General features: G+C 73.5%; 17 protein-coding genes and 2 tRNA genes. 8 read left to right on the plus strand and 11 right to left on the minus strand.

The genetic code is table 11. The features are described from left to right. Positions 1 to 214: 214 nt before the first annotated feature. Both EAH89_RS14850 and EAH89_RS14855 read right to left on the minus strand, forming a co-directional pair. Positions 215 to 856 (minus strand): VOC family protein, encoded by a 642-nt coding sequence (locus tag EAH89_RS14850; RefSeq protein ID WP_140884474.1) that lies wholly within the window; start codon positions 854 to 856, stop codon positions 215 to 217. Between the two features lie 22 nt (positions 857 to 878). Next, complete coding sequence (locus EAH89_RS14855) at positions 879 to 2,063, minus strand: pyridoxal-phosphate-dependent aminotransferase family protein (RefSeq protein WP_140884475.1); 1,185 nt, start codon at positions 2,061 to 2,063, stop codon at positions 879 to 881. A gap of 86 nt (positions 2,064 to 2,149) precedes the next feature. Here EAH89_RS14855 and atzD point away from each other — a divergent pair, with 86 nt between their 5' ends. The 6 genes from atzD to EAH89_RS14885 all read left to right on the plus strand — a co-directional run bounded on the left by atzD (position 2,150) and on the right by EAH89_RS14885 (position 11,118). Then, positions 2,150 to 3,310, plus strand: coding sequence for a cyanuric acid amidohydrolase (atzD, locus tag EAH89_RS14860; protein ID WP_277753833.1), 1,161 nt, complete (start codon positions 2,150 to 2,152; stop codon positions 3,308 to 3,310). 106 nt (positions 3,311 to 3,416) lie between these two features. After that, positions 3,417 to 6,335: an FAD-binding and (Fe-S)-binding domain-containing protein gene (locus EAH89_RS14865; RefSeq protein WP_206667561.1), complete on the plus strand. Its 2,919-nt coding sequence runs from the start codon at positions 3,417 to 3,419 to the stop codon at positions 6,333 to 6,335. 156 nt (positions 6,336 to 6,491) lie between these two features. After that, positions 6,492 to 7,565, plus strand: coding sequence for an OmpA family protein (locus EAH89_RS14870; protein ID WP_140884477.1), 1,074 nt, complete (start codon positions 6,492 to 6,494; stop codon positions 7,563 to 7,565). Between the two features lie 226 nt (positions 7,566 to 7,791). Continuing rightward, positions 7,792 to 8,916, plus strand: coding sequence for an OmpA family protein (locus EAH89_RS14875; protein ID WP_140884478.1), 1,125 nt, complete (start codon positions 7,792 to 7,794; stop codon positions 8,914 to 8,916). 128 nt (positions 8,917 to 9,044) lie between these two features. After that, positions 9,045 to 9,311 (plus strand): DUF3253 domain-containing protein, encoded by a 267-nt coding sequence (locus EAH89_RS14880; protein WP_140884479.1) that lies wholly within the window; start codon positions 9,045 to 9,047, stop codon positions 9,309 to 9,311. 73 nt (positions 9,312 to 9,384) lie between these two features. Then, positions 9,385 to 11,118, plus strand: a complete 1,734-nt coding sequence (locus EAH89_RS14885; RefSeq protein ID WP_140884480.1) for an ABC transporter ATP-binding protein/permease — start codon at positions 9,385 to 9,387, stop codon at positions 11,116 to 11,118. Positions 11,119 to 11,163: 45 nt separating this feature from the next. Here the strand turns inward: EAH89_RS14885 and bfr are convergent, their stop codons facing one another. From bfr to cydD, 5 genes are all read right to left on the minus strand, one after another. Beyond that, complete coding sequence (bfr, locus tag EAH89_RS14890) at positions 11,164 to 11,652, minus strand: bacterioferritin (protein WP_140884481.1); 489 nt, start codon at positions 11,650 to 11,652, stop codon at positions 11,164 to 11,166. 61 nt (positions 11,653 to 11,713) lie between these two features. Further along, a complete protein-coding gene (locus tag EAH89_RS14895) occupies positions 11,714 to 11,905 on the minus strand; it encodes a (2Fe-2S)-binding protein (RefSeq protein WP_140884482.1) in 192 nt (63 codons plus the stop codon). 118 nt (positions 11,906 to 12,023) lie between these two features. Then, the gene (gene recQ / locus EAH89_RS14900) at positions 12,024 to 13,850 is read right to left on the minus strand and encodes a DNA helicase RecQ (protein ID WP_140884483.1); all 1,827 of its coding nucleotides are present in this window, start codon (positions 13,848 to 13,850) and stop codon (positions 12,024 to 12,026) included. A 145-nt stretch (positions 13,851 to 13,995) separates the two neighbouring features. Then, positions 13,996 to 15,648, minus strand: a complete 1,653-nt coding sequence (gene cydC / locus EAH89_RS14905; RefSeq protein ID WP_161993604.1) for a thiol reductant ABC exporter subunit CydC — start codon at positions 15,646 to 15,648, stop codon at positions 13,996 to 13,998. Beyond that, positions 15,645 to 17,315, minus strand: a complete 1,671-nt coding sequence (gene cydD / locus EAH89_RS14910; protein ID WP_140884484.1) for a thiol reductant ABC exporter subunit CydD — start codon at positions 17,313 to 17,315, stop codon at positions 15,645 to 15,647. Before cydD ends, cydC begins: the two co-directional genes overlap by 4 nt. A gap of 102 nt (positions 17,316 to 17,417) precedes the next feature. On the opposite strand from cydD, the gene EAH89_RS14915 reads away from it, so the two are divergent. Continuing rightward, positions 17,418 to 18,326 carry a polysaccharide deacetylase family protein gene (locus tag EAH89_RS14915; RefSeq protein WP_140884485.1) on the plus strand — a complete coding sequence of 303 codons (909 nt, stop codon included), beginning with the start codon at positions 17,418 to 17,420 and terminating at the stop codon, positions 18,324 to 18,326. A 7-nt stretch (positions 18,327 to 18,333) separates the two neighbouring features. Here EAH89_RS14915 and EAH89_RS14920 read toward each other — a convergent pair whose 3' ends face one another. After that, on the minus strand, positions 18,334 to 19,452 hold the full coding sequence (locus EAH89_RS14920; protein ID WP_140884486.1) for an S-(hydroxymethyl)glutathione dehydrogenase/class III alcohol dehydrogenase: 1,119 nt from the start codon (positions 19,450 to 19,452) through the stop codon (positions 18,334 to 18,336). Positions 19,453 to 19,528: 76 nt separating this feature from the next. On the opposite strand from EAH89_RS14920, the gene EAH89_RS14925 reads away from it, so the two are divergent. Then, positions 19,529 to 19,939, plus strand: coding sequence for a PaaI family thioesterase (locus tag EAH89_RS14925; RefSeq protein ID WP_161993605.1), 411 nt, complete (start codon positions 19,529 to 19,531; stop codon positions 19,937 to 19,939). A gap of 9 nt (positions 19,940 to 19,948) precedes the next feature. Here the strand turns inward: EAH89_RS14925 and EAH89_RS14930 are convergent. The 3 genes from EAH89_RS14930 to EAH89_RS14940 all read right to left on the minus strand — a co-directional run bounded on the left by EAH89_RS14930 (position 19,949) and on the right by EAH89_RS14940 (position 20,454). Continuing rightward, a tRNA-Arg gene (locus EAH89_RS14930) sits at positions 19,949 to 20,025 on the minus strand. Between the two features lie 15 nt (positions 20,026 to 20,040). Beyond that, the gene (locus EAH89_RS14935; protein ID WP_161993606.1) at positions 20,041 to 20,352 is read right to left on the minus strand and encodes an ETC complex I subunit; all 312 of its coding nucleotides are present in this window, start codon (positions 20,350 to 20,352) and stop codon (positions 20,041 to 20,043) included. A gap of 28 nt (positions 20,353 to 20,380) precedes the next feature. Beyond that, positions 20,381 to 20,454, minus strand: a tRNA-Pro gene (locus tag EAH89_RS14940). Between the last annotated feature and the right edge of the window lie 19 nt (positions 20,455 to 20,473).

The raw sequence follows: 20,473 nt of genomic DNA on the forward strand, positions 1-20,473 counted from the left end.
GGCATGCGACGAAGGGCCAAGGGTTCTTCCTGGAAGTCTGAGACACGAAACGTCGCACGCTACCGTAAACGAATCCCAACCGCGCTGATCGCTCTTCCGTGAGCTTCCTCGCTGGAACCGTGTCGCGCAAGACGTTCTCCCGGGCAGGCCGCCGCCGGCCTTCTCCTGCGCTATCCCACGCAACCGCAGGAGGTGAACAGATGCTAAATTTCAATCACGGCGCCGAAGCTTCGATCTCCCCTCCGGCGGCGTCCCGCAGGCGAAGGACGAGCCGCGGCGCGGCGGCCGCGCGCGGGCGGAGGACGCCCTCCAACCCGCGGTCCCGCAGCGCGGCGGAGAGGGCGTCAGCCCGCGGGTGCTCGCCCTCGATCGCAAGGAGCCGGCAGCCGCTGTCCGGAAGGCCGGCGGGCGGCCCCGCGGCGCCCCAGTCTATCAGCGTGGGCAGCAGCCCGTCGAAGCCCGCCTCCTCCGGCGGGGAGGCCAGGATCCAGGAGAGGGTGCCGCGCGCCATGCGCCGCACCCGGCCGGCGCTCGCCGGGCCCAGGCGGGCGGCGAGCGCCTCCAGCCCCTCCGTGCGGGCCACCCAGGCGATGGGCCCCGGCCGCGCCGCGAGGCGGCGCCGCCGGGCGGGGTCGTCGAGGCCGAAGAGCCGCGGCAGCGGAGGATTCGGCTGGGCCGGGTCGCGCGCGATCACCTCGAGGTAGCAGCCCTCCCCCAGACCAAGGAGAAGGTTGTGGGTGCCGGCGCCCGCGTGGATGCCGCCCGGCCCGGGGCGGACGCCGAGCAGCGCCTCGACGAAGTCCGCGCCCTGCTCGAGCGTCGCCGCGCCGATGACGATGTGGTCGATCGCGGCCATGCGCGCCCGCCCTCCGCGCCGGTCAGGCGTTGCCGGAAAGGTAGTCCATCGCCGCCCTCACCCCGCCGTCCTCGTGCGGGACGCCGGCGACGCGCAGCCCCATCTCGACGCCGCCGAGGGTGCCGAGGAGGGTGAGGTCGTTGAAGGCGCCGAGATGCCCGATGCGGAACACCCGGTCGTTCAACCGCCCGAGCCCGTTGCCGAGGGACATGTCGAAGCGCTCGAGGATGGTCGCGCGGAGCGCGTTGGCCGAGTGGCCCTCGGGCAGGCGCACGGCCGTCAGCACGGGCGAGAAGTGCCGGGGCTCGGCGCACTGCACCTCGAGGCCCCAGGCGCGGACCGCGCGCCGCGTCGCCTCGGCGTGGCGCTCGTGGCGCGCGTAGACGTTCGGAAGCCCCTCCTCGTGGAGCATGTCCATGGCGGTGTCGAGCGCGTAGAGCATGTTCGTCGCGGGCGTGTAGGGGAAGTAGCCGGTCGCGTTGGCGGCCAGCATCGGCTTCCAGTCCCAGAAGCTGCGCGGCAGGCGCGCCGACTCGCTCGCCTTGATCGCCTTCTCCGACACCGCGTTGAAGGAGAGGCCGGGCGGCAGCATCAGCCCCTTCTGGCTCCCGGACACGGTGACGTCCACGCCCCACTCGTCGTGGCGGTACTCCACCGAGCCGAGGGAGGAGATCGTGTCGACCAGCAGCAGCGCCGGATGGCCTGCCGCGTCCATGGCGCGGCGGACCTCGTCGATGCGGGACGTGCAGCCCGTGCTCGTCTCGTTGTGGACGACGCAGACCGCCTTGATCTCGTGCCCCTTGTCCGCGCGCAGCGCCGCCTCGATGGCCGGCACGTCGGCCGCCTGGCGCCAGTCGGTCTCGAGCAGCCGCGGCTTGAGCGAGAGGCGCTCCGCCATTTCCTGCCAGAGATGGGCGAACCAGCCGGTCTCGCACATGAGCACCGCGTCGCCGGGGGAGAGCGTGTTCACCAGCGCCGCCTCCCAGGCCCCGGTGCCGGAGGAGGGATAGATCACCACCGGCCCCTCGGTGCCGAAGACGGGCTTCACCTTCTCCAGCACCCGCTTGCCGAGGAGGCCGAAGTCGGGGCCGCGATGGTCCATGGTCGGGTTGTCGAGGGCGCGGAGGACGCGGTCGGGCACGTTGGTGGGCCCGGGAATCTGCAGGAAGTGCCGCCCGTTCTCGGGTCGGGTGGTGAAATAGGCCATGGGCGTCCTCCGCTCTGCCCCCCGTCTAGCCCCCGGCCCCACGGCCTGCCAATGAGTTCGGCACCTCCCATTGATGAGGATTATGGATGCCCCGGGAGGCGGGGGGCTTTCCCTCCAGGGTTCTTCCGGCCAGCCTTCGCGCCATGACACGCCGCGCCGCCCTCCACCGCGTTCCCATGGCCCATCCGGGCGACGTCTCGGCGGTCGAGGCGCTGATCGACGGCGGGCTGGACCCGTCGGCCATCGTCGCCATCCTCGGCAAGACCGAGGGGAACGGCTGCGTCAACGACTTCACCCGTGCCTACGCCGTGGCTGAGCTCGGCACGATGCTGGCGGCGCGCCTGCGCACGACACGGGAGGCGGTGCTCGAGCGCGTGGCCATGGTGATGTCGGGCGGCACGGAAGGCGGGCTCTCGCCCCATTTCCTCGTGCTCAGCGTGGCCGAGACGGAGGAGGCGCCGACCGGGGCGCTCGCCATCGGCGCCGCCTTCACCCCGGCCTTCCGCCCGGAGGAGATCGGCCGGATGGCGCAGGTCGAGGCGACCGCGGCCGCCGTGCGGCAGGCCATGCGCGAGGCGGGGCTCTCCCGGCCCGAGGAGGTCCACTTCGTCCAGGTGAAGTGCCCCCTCCTCACCACCGCGCGCGTCGCGGAGGCGGCGTCGCGCGGCCGGGAGGTCGCCACCGCCGACACCTACGAGTCGATGGGCCTCTCCCGCGGCGCCTCGGCGCTCGGCGTCGCCCTCGCGCTCGAGGAGGTGCCGCGCACCGCCCTCTCGGACGCGGCGATCGGGCGGGACCTCTCCCTCTGGTCGCGGCGGGCGAGCGCCTCGGCCGGGGTGGAGCTGACGCGGAACGAGGTGATCGTCTTCGGCATGGGCTCGGGCTGGGCCGGGGACCTCGCCATCGCCCACGACGTCATGCGGGACGGGATCGACCTGCCGGCGGTCCAGCGCGCCCTGGCCGGCGCCGGGCTCGACACCGGCGGCGGGCAGCTCGACCCGCAAGCGGCCGAGCGGGTCGTCGCGCTGCTCGTGAAGGCCGAGCCCTCCTCCTCTGGCGAGATCCGCGGGCGCCGCCACATCATGGCCGACGACAGCGACATCAACGCGACGCGCCACGCCCGCGCCCTGGTCGGCGGCGTGGTCGCGGCGGCGGTGGGCCGGACCGACCTCTTCGTCTCCGGCGGCGCGGAGCACCAGGGGCCGGACGGCGGGGGCCCCGTCGCCGTCATCGCGCGCCGCGGGTGACGCGTCACCGCGCGGCGGATGAGTTCGGCGCGTTCGATTGATGAGGATTATGGATGCGACGGGCAGGCCCCCCTCGGCTAGCTTGCGCGCCCGAGGAGACGCCCCGATGAACGCCATCACCCGCTCGCGCATCGCCCCCGGCGACAGCCGCCTCAGCGCCCGCCTGAAGCGCGAGACCGCGGGCGAGGTGCTGTTCGGCGCGGGAGACCGCGGCCGCTACGCGACGGACGCCAGCATCTACCAGGTAGAGCCCATCGGCGTCCTCGTGCCCCGCACGGTGGAGGACGTGGCCACCGCCATGGCCATCTGCCGCGAGGAGGGCGTGCCCGTCCTGCCGCGCGGGGGCGGCACCAGCCAGTGCGGGCAGACGGTGAACCGGGCGCTCGTGGTCGACTGCACGCGCCACCTCCGGAACGTGGTCTCCGTGGACAAGGCCGCGATGCGCGCCACGGTGCAGCCGGGCATCGCGCTCGGCGCGCTGAACGACGCGCTGAAGGGGGACGGGCTCTTCTTCCCCGTCGACCCCTCGACCTGGGCGCGCTGCACGATCGGGGGGATGACGGCGAACAACTCCTGCGGCTCGAAGTCGATCCGCTACGGGCTCATGGCCGACAACGTGCTCTCGATCGACGCCATCCTGCCGGACGGCGCGCGCTTCGCCTTCGGCGAGCTGCCCGAGAACCTCGGCGAGGGCGTGCCCGGCTCGGTGGCGGAGCTCGTGAACCGGCTTCGCACCCTCGGCGCCGCGGAGGCCGCCGAGATCGCGGCGCGCTTCCCAAAGGTGCTGCGGCGCGTCGGCGGCTACAACCTCGAGGCGCTGACGCCAGAGGCGCGCGCCAGCGGCCGCGGCAACCTCGCGCGCATCCTGGTGGGCAGCGAGGGGACGCTCGCCTTCTCCGCGGGGATCGACCTCAAGCTCTGGCCGATCAAGCCGCGCAAGGCGCTCGGCATCTGCCAGTTCCCGACCTTCCGGCGCGCGATGGAGGCCTCCAGGCACCTCGTCACCCTCAACCCCGAGGCGGTGGAGCTGGTGGACCGCACCATGATCGACCTCGGCCGGTCGATCGCGATCTACAAGAACACGATCGACCGCATCGTCATCGGCGAGCCGGACAGCCTCCTGATCGTCGAGTTCCACGGCCACGAGGACGCGGCGCTGGAGCGCGAGCTGGACCGGCTGGACGAGATGATGGGCGACCTCGGCCTGCCCGGCCAGGTCGTGCGCTGCGTGGATCCCGGCTTCCAGGCGGCGGTCGCCGAGGTGCGCGAGGCTGGGCTCAACATCATGATGTCCATGAAGGGCGACGGGAAGCCGGTCTCCTTCATCGAGGACACCGCGGTCGCGCTCGACGACCTCGCCGACTACACCGAGCGCCTCAACGACGTCTTCGAGCGCCACGGCACGAAGGGCACCTGGTACGCCCACGCGAGCGTCGGCTGCCTGCACGTCCGCCCCGTGCTGAACATGAAGGACGGCGAGGACGTGCGCCGGATGCGCGAGATCGCCGAGGAGTGCTTCGCCCTCGTCCGCGCGTACAAGGGCAGCCATTCCGGCGAGCACGGCGACGGCATCGTCCGCTCCGAGTTCCACGAGGAGATGTTCGGCCCGCGCATCGTGCGCGCCTTCGAGGCGGTGAAGGACGCCTTCGACCCCGCGGGGCTGATGAACCCCGGCCGCGTCGTGCGCCCGGCGCGGATGGACGACCGCACACTGTTCCGCTACCCGCCGAACTACGCGCCCGACCCCGCCGTGAAGCCGGTGCTGGACTGGTCGGCCTGGCCGGGCCCGCAAGGTGGTTTTCTGGGCGCCGTCGAGATGTGCAACAACAATGGCACCTGCCGGAAGTTCGACGCCGGCGTGATGTGCCCGAGCTTCCGCGCGACGCGCAACGAGCGCGACCTCACGCGCGGCCGCGCCAACACGCTGCGCCTCGCGCTCACCGGCCAGCTCGGCCCCGACGCCCTGGCCTCGGACGAGGTGGCGGAGGCGATGTCGCTCTGCGTCTCCTGCAAGGCCTGCAAGCGCGAGTGCCCGACCGGCGTCGACATGGCGAAGATGAAGATCGAGGCGCAACACGCCCGCGCGCAACGCCACGGCGTCTCCGCCAAGGACCGTCTGATCGCGAGCCTGCCGCGCTGGGCGCCGCTCGCCTCCCGCCTGCCGGCGCTGGCGAACGCGCGCGAGTGGGTGCCGGGCGCGCGGGCGATCGGCGAGAGGGCGCTCGGCTTCGCGCGCGAGCGCGCCCTGCCCCGCTTCGCCCCCCGCCCCTTCCGAGACCCGGCCGAGGACGCGCCCGCCCCGCGCGGCGACGTCGTCCTGCTCGCCGACACCTTCAACCGCTACTTCGAGCCGGAGAACCTGCACGCCGCCCGGCGCGTCCTGCGCGCGGCGGGCTACCGCGCGGTGTCCGCGCGCGCGGCGGACAGCGCGCGCCCGCTCTGCTGCGGCCGCACCTATCTCGCGGCGGGCATGGTGGACGAGGCGCGGGCGGAGGCGCGGCGGACCATGGACGCCCTTTCCGGCTCGGACCTGCCGGTGATCGGGCTGGAGCCCTCCTGTCTCCTCACTCTTCGGGACGAGTTCAAGTCCCTCCTTCCCGGCGCGGAGGCCGACCGGCTGTCCGACCGCGCGGTGCTGCTGTCGGAGTTCCTCGTCCGGGAGAAGGCGGAGCTGCCGCTCCAGGCCGTTGCGCCGGCGGCCCATATCCACGGCCACTGCCACCAGAAGTCCTTCGGCGCCTTCCCGGACGCCGTGAAGGCCCTGCGCGCGGTGCCGGGGATGGAGGTGAAGCCCATCACCTCCTCCTGCTGCGGGATGGCGGGGGCCTTCGGCTACGACGCGCGGCGGGTGGAGGTCTCCAAGGCCATGGGCGAGCTCTCCCTGGCGCCGGCGGTGCGCGCGGCGCCGGAGGCCGACCTCATCGTGGCCGACGGCACCTCCTGCCGCCACCAGATCCAGGAGCTGACGGGGCGCGAGGCGCTGCACAGCGCGCGCGTTCTTGACCGGGCGCTCCGGCCGGGTTGAAGCGGAGGACCGGGCCGCCCGAACTGCCTGCCCGGCCCGGTCAAAGCAGGCCGGAAGCGGCGGAGCGCACTCGCCAAGCCAGTACCGATGTCGTAACGTATTCGTGATTGATTCGTTCCGAGAGGTACCAGAAGGCAGCTCCTTCGCTGGTCGGCCCTGTCTCTTGGGCTTGTCGCCCCTCTTCTGGCGCAGGCCCAGCCGGTCTCCGGCCTCTACATCGCGGGCGGTGGAGGCGCGACCTGGCTCCAGGACGCGGATCTCACGCCCCGGTCCGGCCTCGCCCTCGCCGGCGCGGGCACCGGTTCCGCCAGCTTCAACACCGGCTACACCGTCGTCGGCAGCCTGGGCTGGGGCTACGGCAACGGCTTCCGGGCGGAAATCGAGGGCAACTACCACCGCAACGACGTGGATGAGGTCTCGGGCTTCGGGGCCCTGCCCCGCCCGCTCAGCAGCAGCGGGCACCACCGCAGCTACGCCGCGATGGCGAACCTGTTCTACGACTTCATCATCCCCGACGCCCCCGTCATCCCCTATCTCGGCGCCGGCCTCGGCTACGGGTGGACGAACTACGAGACCGTGCGGGTTCGCGGCGCGAACGGGACCGCGCTGGAGATCATCGGGACGGAGGGCCGCTTCGCCTACCAGGGCATCGCCGGCCTCGCCGTGCCGATCGCGGCCTCCCCCGGCCTCTCCCTGACGGCCGAGTACCGCTATTTCGGCACGCTCGAGCCGAGCCTGGCGACCACCTACATCTCCGCCGCGACCGGGACGCGCCGGATCAGCACCGAGACCCAGGTGAACACCCACTCGGTGCTCCTGGGCCTGCGCTACGCCTTCAACGCGCCGCGCCCGGTCGCCCCCGTCGCCGTCGCCCCGGCGCCCGCCGCGGCCCCGGCCCCGGCCCGCACCTACCTCGTGTTCTTCGACTTCGACCGCGCCGACCTGACGGACCGCGCCCGCCAGATCATCGCCGAGGCCGCCCAGGCGGTCACGACGACCGGCACGACCCGCATCGAGGTGGCCGGCCACGCCGACCGCTCGGGCACGCCCCAGTACAACCAGCGCCTGTCCCAGCGCCGCGCCGAGGCCGTCGCGGCCGAACTGTCGCGCCGTGGCATCGCTCGCAGCCAGATGTCGATCCAGGCCTTCGGCGAGAGCCGCCCGCTGGTCCCGACCGCCGACGGCGTGCGCGAGCCGCAGAACCGCCGCGTGGAGATCGTCCTGCGCTGAGCAGGCGATCCCCTCACGGGAGAGCAAAGGGGGGCGGGGCCGCAGGGTCCCGCCCCCTTTTCATATGTCAGACGCAACGGCCGCGGCCAGACCTGTGTCTTCCAGGACACAGGGGCAGGGGGACGCGGTGGACCGTTGGAACCCTCAACCTAGGTGAATGTTGGAAAGGCCAGCGGGACGCACCTACATCCCGTCCAGTCCCCCCACGTTCTCTAAGGATCCCTCCATGTCGCTTCGCAAGGCACTTCTGGCCGCTACGATGCTGGGGCTGCCCCTTGCCGCCCAGGCGCAGCCCGTGACCGGCCTCTACATCGCCGGCGGCTTCGGCGCCAACTGGCTGCAGGACGCCAAGCTCGGCGCCACCGGCCCCCTCGCCCAGTCCCTCTCGCGCTCCGGCATCAACCCGGGCGGCGAGATCGCCTTCGACACGGGCTTCGTCGGCCTGGGCAGCCTCGGCTGGGGCTTCGGCAACGGCCTGCGCGCCGAGGTCGAGGGTAGCTACCGCCAGAACGACGTGGACAAGATCCGCGGCTTCCGCGGCACGACCAGCCAGGCCGACGGCAAGTCCCGCAGCTACGGCGTCATGGTCAACGCGCTCTATGACCTCGACTTCACCCGCTTCGGCGTGCCGACCTACATCCAGCCCTACATCGGCGGCGGTATCGGCTACATCTGGCGCGACTTCGACGACGTGCGCGTGAACGTCCTCGGCGGGCAGCTGCGCAGCAGCGACACCGACGGCCGCTTCGCCTACCAGGGCATCGCGGGCTTCGGCGTGCCGCTGACACAGTTCGGCGTCACGGGCCTCACGCTGACGGCCGAGTACCGCTTCCTCGGCACGCTCGAGCACTCCATCGACACGACCAGCAGCGGCGGCGGCTTCTCCTCCTCGCGCGGCGGCACGAAGTCCGAGAACTACAACCACTCCGCCCTGATCGGCCTGCGCTACGCCTTCAACCAGCCGCGCCCGGTGGCGCCGGCCCCGACCGTTGCCCCGGCGCCCGCCGCGGCCCCGGCCCCGGCCCGCACCTACCTCGTGTTCTTCGACTTCGACCGCGCCGACCTGACGGACCGCGCCCGCCAGATCATCGCCGAGGCCGCCCAGGCCGTGAACACGACCGGCACGACCCGCATCGAGGTGGCCGGCCACGCCGACCGCTCCGGCACGCCGCAGTACAACCAGCGCCTGTCGCAGCGCCGCGCCGAGGCCGTCGCGGCCGAGCTGGCGCAGCGCGGGGTGTCCCGCAGCCAGATGTCGATCCAGGCCTTCGGCGAGAGCCGCCCACTGGTCCCGACCGCCGACGGCGTGCGCGAGCCGCAGAACCGCCGCGTGGAGATCGTCCTGCGCTGAGCAGGCGATCCCCTCACGGGAGAGCAAAGGGGGCGGGGCCGCAGGGTCCCGCCCCTTTTCTTGTCCGCCGCCGGTGCCCGGGAGCGATCGGGCTGGCGGCCGTCCCCCATCCGTCCTAACCCGCCCCCATGACCAGCGCGCCCGACCGACAGATCATCCAGGACGAAATCCTCCGCCGGCTCGCCGGCCGCGAGCCCGGCAAGAGCATCTGCCCGAGCGAGGTCGCCCGTGCCCTCCGGCCGGAGGCCTGGCAGCCGCTCATGGGCCCGGTGCGGCAGGCGGCCGTGGCCCTGGCGCGGGAGGGGCGGCTGGAGGTTCTGCGCAAGGGCCGCCCGGCCGCGCTCGAGGAGCTCCGCGGCGTCATCCGCCTCCGCGCGCCCCTGGCGGAGGGCTAGCCCGCCGGCAGCCGATTGACCGGAGCGGCCGGGGAGGGACACTCCTCCCCGAATCGCTCCGGACTCGCCCGCCATGTCGAACGCCTTCGCCGCCATCCGTGACGCTTGGGCGCTGTCGCGGCCCTTCTGGACGGGCGAGGGGCGCTGGGCGGCGCGCGGGCTGCTGGCGGTGGTGGTGGTCCTGAACCTCGGGCTGGTGGCGATGAACGTCATCCTCACCTACTGGCAGCGGGGCTTCTACAACGCCCTCGAGGCGAAGGACTGGGACTCCTTCATCGGCCTGCTGCTGCTCGGCCACTCGACCGCGGACACGGGCTTCCTGCCCGGCTTCAGCCTTCTCGCCGCGCTCTACATCGTCGTTGCGGTCTACGCCCTCTACCTCAAGCAGGCCCTGCAGATCCGCTGGCGGAAGTGGCTGGCGGAGAGCCTCGCCGCGCGCTGGCTGAGCCACCGCGCCTATTACCGCATGGCCGCAAGCGGCGATGGCGGCGCCGACAACCCCGACCAGCGGATCGCCGACGACACCCGGCTCTTTGTGGAGAACACCCTCACCCTCGGCCTCGGGCTGATGCGGGCCGTGGTGACCCTCGTCTCCTTCGTCTTCGTTCTCTGGGGGCTATCGGGCGACATGACGGTCTTTGGCGTCAACATCCCCGGCTATCTCGTCTGGGTCGCGCTGGCCTACTCGGTCGCCGGAACCTGGATCACGCACGCCATCGGCCGGAAGCTGGTCCCGCTGAACTTCAGGAAGGAGCGGGTGGAGGCCGACTTCCGCTACTCGCTCGTCCGCGTGCGCGACCATGTCGAGGGCATTGCCCTTCATCGCGGCGAGGAAGAGGAACGCGCCGGACTGGAATGGCGCTTCACGGCGGTGGTCGCCAACTGGTGGGACGTCATGCGGGCGACGAAGCAGGTGACCTTCTTCACGCAGGGCTTCGGCCAGGTCGCGACGATCTTCCCCTTCGTCGTCGTGGCCCCGAACTACTTCGCCGGCCGGATCCCGCTCGGCGGCCTCATCCAGACCTCGACGGCCTTTGGGCAGGTGCAGGAATCCCTTTCCTGGCTCGTCAACAACTACCCGGAGGTCGCGGAGTGGCGCGCCACGGTGCAGCGCCTGACCGGCTTCGAACGCGCCGTGTCGGAGGCCGAGGCCCATGCCGGCGAAGGCCCTTCGGTGAGCACCGAGGCCCGCGACGGCCTGGAAGCGTTGGGCCTGGACGTCTGGCTGCCGGACGGCCGGCGCCTTCTGGAGGACGCCTCCCTCTCCGTCGCCCCGGGCGAGGCGGTGCTGCTCACGGGTCCGTCGGGCAGCGGCAAGTCGACCCTCTTCCGGGCGCTCGCGGGCATCTGGCCCTTCGGCCGGGGGCGCGTCCGGGTCCCCGCCGGGCGGGCGGCGCTCTTCCTGCCGCAGCGCCCCTACCTGCCTCTCGGCACGCTGCGGAGGAGCGTCTGCTACCCCACCACCGAAACCGCCTTCCACGAGGACCAGGTGCAGGAGGCCCTGGCCGATGTCGGCCTGGCCCGGCTCATCCCGCGCCTCGACAGCGCCGATGACTGGGAGCGCGTCCTTTCGGGCGGCGAGCAGCAGCGGCTGGCCTTCGCCCGCGCCCTGCTGCAGCGCCCGGCCTGGCTCTTCCTCGACGAGGCGACGGCGAGCCTCGACGCGGCCGCGGAGGCGGAGCTCTACGCCCTGGTGCGGGAGAGGCTGCCGGGCACGGCCATCATCTCCATCGCCCACCGCCCGGCCGTCGCGGCCTTCCACGACCGGTCGGTGCGGCTGGAGGGCGGGCGGCTCGTGCCGGCCTGATGCCGGCGGGGCGGAGGGAACCTCCCCTCCGCCCACGCGCCGGGCTCAGTGGTCCTGGTCGGGCGCCGGATCGGAGTTGAGCAGCGTGAAGCGCTCCTCGCCGATCCGCTCGATGAGCGTGAACTGGGCGTGGAGGAAGTCCTCGTGCTTCTCCTCGTCAGCGAGGATCTTCAGCAGGAGGTCGCGCGAGACGTAGTCGCGCACGGACTCGCAATGGGCGATGCCGTCCTTGAGGTCGCCGATGGCCTTCTGCTCGAGGCGGGAGTCGCACTCCAGCACCTCCTTCACCGTCTGCCCGATCAGCACCTGGTTCAGGCGCTGCACGTTGGGCAGGCCGTCGAGGAAGAGGATGCGCTTGATGAGCCAGTCGGCGTGGCGCATCTCCTCGATCGATTCCTCGTACTCGTGCTTGCCGAGTCGGGTGACGCCCCAGTGGTTCAGGATGCGGGCGTGGAGGAAGTACTGGTTGATCGCCGTCAGCTCGTTGGTGAGCTGGGTATTCAGGTACTCGATGACCTTCGGATCACCGGCCATGGCACGCCCCTTCCTCAAAGAAGGCGGTGATGCCGCCTGCCCGGCGGGTGGTCAATCGCCGTTACGCCGCGCCCGCCGATCCTTCCGCCGCCGTCGCCGGGGCGCGCAGCAGGCCGAGGATGGTGGCCGTGCAGCAGCCGCACTGCGCCCGGCAGCCGCAGGCCGCGTAGACGTCGTGCGTGCGGCTCGCCCCGGCATCGATGGCCGCCTGGATCCGCGTGTCGCTCAGGCCGTTGCAGAGGCAGATGTACATGCCGCGCCGCTCCTCCCCGGACCTTGCCGGGCGGGAGGGTTCTAGCAGTTGCGAGAGTTTCTGCAAGTCATTCGCATCATCTTGCCGTCGCGCCCCGGACCGGGGGTGGGAAGCCTCCTCAGCCCGCCTCCCGCAGCACCCGCAGCACGTCCTGCCCGTAGCGCTCCAGCTTCGAGGCCCCGACCCCGTGGACGGAGGCAAGGGCGTCGATGTTGCCGGGGCGGCGGGCGGCGATCTCCTCCAGCGTGCGGTCGGGGAAGATGACGTAGGCGGGCACCGCCTGGCGCGTCGCCTCCTCCTTCCGCCAGGCCCGCAGCGCCTCGAAGGTGCCGCCGTCGGCTGGCGGGCCGGAGAAGGCCGTGGCCGCGCGCCGCTCCCCGCGCTGGCGCCGGGGGGCGCGGGCGGCGTCCCGCAGCGCCGCCTCCTGCAGGAGGACGGGCTGCGCGCCCTTGAGGATCGGCCGCGCGGCCTCCGTCGCCTGGTAGATCGGGAACTTGCCGTCCCCCGCCATCTCCAGCGCGCCGCGGGCCAGCAGGTGGCGCGCGATGTTCTTCCAGGCCCCGTCCGCCACGTCGCGCCCGATGCCGAAGACCGAGAGCCCGTCATGCCCGAAGGAGCCGACCTTCTCCGTCCGGTTGCCCCGCAGCACGTCCACCACGTGCCCGAGCCCGAAGCGCCCCCCCGTGCGGTGGACGGCCGAGAGGAGCTTGCGCGCCGCCTCCGTCGCATCCACCAGCCGTGGCGGGCGGAGGCAGGCGTCGCAGTTGCCGCAGTCCTTCTCCAGGTCGTCCCCGAAGCAGCGCAGCAGCAGGCGCCGCCGGCAGGTCGCGCTCTCCACGATGGCGACGAGACGGTCCAGCCGCTCGTGGTCGAGGCGCTTCTGCGTGTCCGCCGCCGGGCTCTCGGCGATGCGGCGGCGGGCGACGGCGATGTCCTCCGCGCCGTAGAGCAGCATCGCCCGCGCGGGCGCCCCGTCGCGCCCGGCGCGCCCGATCTCCTGGTACCAGGCCTCGGGGCCGCCCGGGAGGGAGAGGTGGGCCACCCAGCGCACGTCCGGCCGGTCGATGCCCATGCCGAAGGCGATGGTCGCCGCCATCACCACGGGATCGCCGGAGGAGAAGCGGCGCTCGGCCGCCCGGCGGTCCGACGCCTCCATCCCGGCGTGGTAGTGCAGCGCGTCGAAGCCCTCCTTCTTCAGGCGGGCGGCCGTGCGCTCGGTTTCGGCGCGGCTCGGGCAGTAGATGATGCCCGCGCCGCGGCCGTCGTCGGCCTCGTCCATGAAGGCGGCGATCTGCGCGGTCGCGTTGTCCCGCGCGGCCACCTCGATCCGGATGTTCGGCCGGTCGAAGCTGCCGCGGAACACCGGCGCGTCGGTCAGCGACAGGCGCTCGCGGATGTCGTCCACCGTGCGGGCGTCGGCCGTCGCGGTGAGGGCCACGCGTGGCACCTCGGGGAAGCGCTCGGCCAGCATCGTCAGCGCGCGGTACTCGGGGCGGAAGTTGTGGCCCCAGGCGGAGATGCAGTGCGCCTCATCCACCGCGAAGAGGGCGAGGTCCCGCCGCGCGAGGCGCTCCGCCGTGCCCTCCAGCGCGAGGCGCTCGGGCGAGACGTAGAGGAGCTTCAGCCGCCCGTTCGCGAGGTCGCGCGAGACGCGCCCGCGCTCCTCCTCGTCGAGGCCCGAATGCAGCGCGGCGGCGGCGACGCCCTGCTGGCGCAGCGCCGCCACCTGGTCCTCCATCAGCGCGATGAGCGGCGAGACGACGACGCCGAGGCCCGGCCGGCAGAGCGCCGGCACCTGGTAGCAGAGCGACTTGCCGCCGCCCGTCGGCATCAGCACGAGGCCCGAGCCGCCGCCGGTGACGTGTTCCACGATCTCCGCCTGCCGCCCGCGGAAGTCCGGGAAGCCGAAGACGTCGTGCAGGACGGTGCGCGGGTCGCCGCTCACGCCTCCGCCCCCGTCCGGCAAGGGGGACGGCGCGGCGCGAGGACCGGGGCCGCGGCGGGGTGCTGGTCGGTGCGGTGCATGGGACCCCCGGGAGATAGCGCGGCGCGCCCGCCGGGGACAGGGGACGGCGGCGGAACGAGCGCCGTCAGGACATCGCGGGCAGCGCGCGGCCGCCCGCGAGGCGCAGGATCCGGGTCGGCCGCTCCACCCCGGTGAGCCGGTGGGTGATGAGGATCGCGCTGCGCCCGGCCAGCGCCGCGTCGAGCGTCTCGAGGAAGGCGCGCTCCGTCGCGGCGTCGAGCCCCGCCGTCGGCTCGTCGAGGATGATGATGGAGGCCGGCGAGAGCAGCGCCCGCGCGAGGGCGATCCGCCGCGCCTGCCCGCCGGAGAAGCGGGCGCCCGCCTCCCCGCAGCGGGTCTCGAGCCCCTCCGGCAGCGCGCGGACGAGATCGGCGATTCGGGCGCGCTCCAGCGCCTCCCAGAGGGCGGCGTCCGGCGCTTCGGGCGCGGCGAGGCGAAGGTTGGCGGCGATGCTGTCGTCGAAGAGCGTCGCGTCCTGGGTCAGGCAGGCGATGCGGGCGCGGACGGCGTCGGCCGAGAGGGTCTCGTAGTCGGCGCCCCCGAGCGTGATCCGCCCGTCCTGCGGCGCCGCCAGCTTCAGCAGGAGCGCGGCGAGGGTGGACTTGCCGATCCCCGACGGGCCGAGCAGCGCAACCCGCGCGCCCTCCGGCAGGTCGAGGGAGAGGTCCTCGAAGACCGGAGGGCGGTCCTCGGCCCAGGCGAAGCGCACCCCGCGGACGGAGAGCGCGTGGCCCTGCGGTGTCGCGGAGACGGGCGGGTCCGGCACGGGCACGGGATGGTCCGCGGCCTCGAGCAGGCGCCGCGCGCCCGCCGCCGCCAGCGCCAGCGCCGCGCCGGCCCGCGGCAGGGCGCCCAGCGCGTCCGCCGCGGCCAGGACGAGGAAGAGCGCGACGATCACCGCCGCCGGCTCGCCCCCGCCCGTCACCCCCCAGGCGAGGGCGCCGAGCAGCGCGCCCTGGGTGAGCACCGCTCCCGCCGCCCCGCCGAGCGACCCCGCCCGGGTCAGGCGCCGCCGCTCGAGGTCCATGGCGCGCGCCGCCGCCTCCACCCGGGCGATGGCGCGCCCCTCGCCGTTGGCGGCGAGGACATCCTCGAGCGCCGTCAGCGGCTCCACCGCCTCCGCCCGCAGCGCGCCGGTGGCCTCGGCGGTGCTCGTCGCCGCGCGGCCGGCGAAGGGCGCGATGAGGACGGGCAGCAGCAGGGCGAGGGCGAGCGGCAGGGCGACGATCGCGGCGAGCACCGGCGCGACGGCGCCGAGGATGACCGCCAGCGCGAGGACCACCGCCGCCGCCGCGGCCATGGGGACCAGCGCGCGGAGGTAGAGCCCGTCCAGCGCCTCCACGTCGGTCACCAGCCGGCCGAGAAGGTCGCCCGAGCGCGTCATGCCGGGCCCGGCGGTGAGGCGCTGCGCGAGGCGGCGGAAGAACCAGGTGCGAGTGTCGGCCAGCGCGCGGAAGGTGGCGGCATGGGTCGCCATGCGCTCCGCCCAGCGGAGGAAGGGGCGGAGGAAGATGAGGGGCCGGAGGAACACGAGCAGCCCGGCGCCGGCCGCGAGCGAGCCGGTCGCCAGCCCCTGCCCCACCCCGCCGCCCGCCAGCGCCAGCAGCGCCACCCCGGCCAGGGCCGAGGCGCAGGCGGTTGCGGCGCCGAAGGTGAGCCAGAGCGCCCGCGGGTTCCAGAGACCGAGGACGCGGGCGAGGTCGCGCGCCGCGCTCACGTCGCCACCGCCCGGCGCTGCGGGACCACGCGCCCCTCCCGCAGCTCCAGCACCTTCGGGAAGCGGGCGCGCAGCATGGCGGAATGGCTGGCGATCACCACGGTGCGGCCGGTGCAGAGCCGTCGCAGGCTGTCCAGCACCTGGGCCTCCGTCGCGGGGTCGAGGTGCGCAGTGGGCTCGTCGAGCAGCACCAGCGGCGCGTCGCGCAGGAAGGCGCGGGCGAGGGCGACGCGCAGGCGCTGCCCGCCGGAGAGCCCGTGCCCCCCCTCCCCGATCGGCGTGTCGAGGCCCTCGGGTAGGCTCTCGGCGAAAGCCGTCACCTGGGCGCTCCGGGCCGCGGCCTCCACCGCGGCGTCGCTCGCCTCCGGGCGGGCGAGGCGGATGTTCTCGCGGATCGTGGCGCGGAGCAGCACCGGCCGCTGCGGCAGGTAGGCCACGAGGCGACGGAGCTCGGCCGGGGCCAGGGCGAGGGCGTCGCGCCCGTTGAGCGCGATGCGGCCCTCGTCCGGACGAGAGAAGCCCATCAGCAGCTTCAGGATGGTGGACTTGCCCGAGCCGCTCGGGCCCGACAGCACGAGGGTCTCGCCGGGGGGAACGTGGAAGGACACGTCCTCGATCGCGAGCGGCCGCGCGGGGTCCGGGCGGTGGGAGAGGTGGTCCACCACGAGGGTGACGCTCGGCGGCACCTCCTCCAGCAGCAGGCCGCCGGGCGCGGTCGCGTCGAGGATGGGCGCGAGCGCCGCCGCCGCGCCCTGGGCCGACATGCGCTCGTGGTAGGCGGTGGAGAAGGCGCGGAAGGGCGTGAAGAAGGCGGGCACCAGCAGGAGGCAGAAGAGCGCCGCGACCGGGTTCGGGTGCCCCTCGGCCGCGAGGATGCCGTGGCGCCAGGCGAGGCAGCCGAGCACCGCCGCCGCGACCAGCTCCAGCGAGCCCGAGGAGAGGAAGGCGAGGCGCAGCACCCGCATGGTGCGCACGCGAAGCTCCTGCGCCGCCGCGTCCAGCGCCCGCGCCTCGTCCTCCTGCCGGCGGAACAGCACGAGGGTGGGCAGGCCGCGCATGCGGTCGAGGAAGCGCCCGGACAGGCGCTGCAGCGCCTCGAACTGCCGCCGGCTGGCGACCGCCGCGCCGATGCCCGACACCGCCATGCCGACCGGGACGAGCAGCCCCGCCGCGACGAGGATCATCCCGCTGAGCGCGTCGGCCGCGCCGGCGGCCAGGGCCACCATCAGCGGCGCCACCACAGCGAGGGCGGCCGAGGGGATCCAGCGGGCGAAGTAGCCGTCCATGGCCTCCACCTGGTCGACCGCGAGCGCCGCGCCCTCGCCCGCCGGGCGGGCCGAGGGCGTCTCCGCGAGAAGCCGTCCGAAGAGGCGCCGGCGGAGCGTCGCGCGCGCCGCCTCGCCCGCGCGGGCGGAGGCGGTCTCCTGCGCGACGACGAGCCCGACCTGGAGGAGGGCGAGGGCCGCCGCCGCCGCGAGGGTGCCGGCGCCCGCCTCGCCGTGGCCGAGAAGCGTCGCGAGGAGGGTGGCCATCAGCCAGGCCTGCGCGATGCCGGCCGCGGTTGCCGCCAACCCGAGGAGGATCGGCACCATCAGGGCGGCGCGGCCCTCCCGCGCGGCGGCGGAAAGGAGGGCGCGGGCGGGGTCTCGGCCGGCACGTCGGGACATGATGAAGGCTTCTTACGGCAATCGTGGGCTTGGCGGAATGCGGCTTGGGTGCTGCACCTGCGAGCATAGCTGGTGCCGATTCCCGGCCGAGCGAGGTCCCCGATGCTCCCCACCCACGGCCGGCACGGCTACCACCCCTGGCGCGGCCGCCCGCGCTGGACCTGGCCGGGGGGCGCGCGGCTGGCGCTCTACCTCGGCGTGAACCTCGAGCACTTCGCCTTCGGCGAGGGGCTGGGGGCGGAGCTGGCGCCGGGCGCGGCCAGCGGGGCCGCGCCGCACCCGGACGTGCTGAACCACGCCTGGCGCGACTACGGCAACCGCGTCGGCGCCTGGCGGCTGATCGAGACGCTGGACGAGCTTCGCCTGCCGGCCACGGTGCTGCTGAACTCCGCGATGTACGACCACGCGCCGGAGCTGCTCGCCGCGCATCGCGCCCGCGGGGACGAGATGGCCGGGCACGGCCGCACCAACTCCGAGCGCCAGTCCGCCCTGCCCGAGGCGGAGGAGCGCGCCCTCATCGCCGAGGCCACGGCCGCCATGAGCCGCCACGAGGGGGCCCCGCCCCGCGGCTGGCTCTCCCCCTGGATTGCCGAGAGCCGCGCGACCCCCGACCTGCTGGCCGAGGCCGGCTACCGCTACACGCTGAACTGGTGCAGCGACGACCAGCCCGTCTGGCACGCGACGCGGCACGGCCCGCTCATGGCCGTCCCCTACCCGCAGGAGGTGAACGACATCCCCTCCATCATCGCCCGCAAGGACGGCGCCGCCCAATTCGCCGCGATGATTGTGGACGACTTCGACGAGCGGCTGCGCCAGGTGCGGGACGGGGTCGCGCAGGTGATGGGGATCGCGCTGCACCCCTACATCATCGGCCAGCCCTACCGGATGCGGGCGCTGCGCCGGGCGCTGGCCCATGTGGCGGCGGGGCGGGACGACGTCTGGATCACCACCGCCGGCGCCGTCTTCGACCACGCGGCCGCCCTGCCCCCGGGAAGCATCCCCGAGGGCTGAGCCCCGCCTAGAAGGTCACGACGGAGCGGATCGACGTCCCCTCGTGCATGAGGTCGAAGGCGTGGTTGATCCGGTCGAGCGGCATGGTGTGGGTGATCAAGCTGTCGATGTCGATCTTCCCCTCCATGTACCAGTCGACGATCTTCGGCACGTCGGTGCGCCCCCGCGCGCCGCCGAAGGCCGAGCCCCGCCAGTTCCGCCCGGTCACGAGCTGGAAAGGCCGCGTCGCGATCTCCTGCCCGCTCGGCGCGACCCCGATGATGATCGAGGTGCCCCAGCCGCGATGCGTGCACTCCAGCGCCTGGCGCATCGTGTTCACGTTGCCCACGCACTCGAAGGAGAAGTCGGCGCCGCCGTCCGTCAGGTCCTGGATCGCCTGCACCACCTTGTCGCGCCCGACCTCGTCGGGGTTCACGAAGTGCGTCATGCCGAACTTGCGGGCCATCTCGACCTTGCCCGGGTTGAGGTCGACGCCGACGATCCGGTCCGCGCCCACCATCCGCGCGCCCTGGATCACGTTCAGCCCGATGCCGCCGAGGCCGAAGACCACCACGTTGGCGCCGGCCCAGACCTTGGCCGTGTAGACCACCGCGCCGATGCCGGTGGTGACCCCGCAGCCGATGTAGCAGATCTTGTCGAAGGGCGCGTCCTCCCGGACCTTCGCCACCGCGATCTCCGGCAGCACCGTGAAGTTCGAGAAGGTGCTGCAGCCCATGTAGTGCCAGAGCGGCTTGTTCGGGCTGTTGCAGGAGAAGCGGCTCGTCCCGTCCGGCATGATCCCCTGCCCCTGGGTGGAGCGGATGGCCGTGCAGAGGTTGCTGCGCTGGGAGAGGCAGGTTTTGCACCCCCGGCATTCCGGCGTGTAGAGCGGGATGACGTGGTCGCCCGGCCGCACGGCCGTGACCCCCGCCCCCACCTCGCGCACGATCCCCGCGCCCTCGTGCCCGAGGATGCAGGGGAACTTGCCCTCGCTGTCCAGGCCCGAGAGCGTGTAGGCGTCGGTGTGGCAGACGCCGGTGGCCATGATCTCCACCAGCACCTCCCCGGCCTTCGGCCCCTCGAGGTCCACGGTCTCGACGCTGAGCGGCTTGTTCGCCTCCCAGGCGACGGCGGCGCGGGTTTTCATCTCTGGGCGGCTCCCCTTCCTGTCGGTGCGGTGGTTCTATCCGGGCCGAAACGGGCGGACCAGGGGAGGAGGCGGCGTGACGCTGGCGGAACTGACGGCGCGGGTGCGGGAGGGCGTGCCGCTCGCGGGCGCGCTCGGGATCGAGGTGCTGCGGGCCGACGCCACCTCAGCCGAGCTGCGCCTGCCGCCCTCCGGCCTCTCCCTCCGCCCCGGCGGCACGGCCTCGGGCCCCGCGCTGATGACGCTGGCCGACGTCGCGATCTGGGTGCCCCTGCTGGTGGCGAAGGCGGGCGCGGACGAGACCCGCACCGCCCAGCTCGGCATCGCCTTCCTCCGCCCCGCCGGCGCCGCGGGCGTGCGGGCCGAGGTGCGGATCGTCCGACAGGGGCGGACGAGCCTCTACGCCGAGGTCTGGATGCGGGCGGAGGGGGAGGAGAAGCCCTGCGCCCACGCGACCTCGACCTGGATGCGGGCCGCGGCGGGGTAGCGGGGGAAGTGGCGCACCCTGAGGGACTTGAACCCCCAACCAACCGGGTAGAAGCCGGTTGCTCTATCCAGTTGAGCTAAGGGTGCGGGCGCGCGGCCGCCTCAGTGCGTCCAGTTGACGAGGCGGTCCGTGCGGAAGTTGTCGGCGTAGGACTTCGGGCGGAGGGCCGGCACCTGCCGGCGGCGCTCCACCTCGTAGGGGATGCCCTTGGACTTCGCGTAGGCCTCGGCCTGCTCCAGCGTGTCGAAGCGGAGCTGCACCTGGCGGTTGGTGTCGCCCGAGCCGTACCAGCCCATCAGCGGGTCGATCCGCTTGGGCTCGGAGGGGGACCACTCGAAGATCCACTCGTCGGTGCGCCCCTGGCCCGACTGCATGGCGTTCCGGGCGGGCGAGTGGATGCGGGCGATGCTCATCAGGGAACTCCGGCGATGCATCTCGAATTCGGGGCGGCGGGATTCGAACCCACGGCCTCCTGTACCCAAAACAGGCGCGCTACCAGGCTGCGCCACACCCCGCGAGACCGCGCGAACCTAT

The organism is Muricoccus nepalensis, from assembly GCF_006438825.1.
GTDB lineage: Bacteria > Pseudomonadota > Alphaproteobacteria > Acetobacterales > Acetobacteraceae > Roseomonas > Roseomonas nepalensis.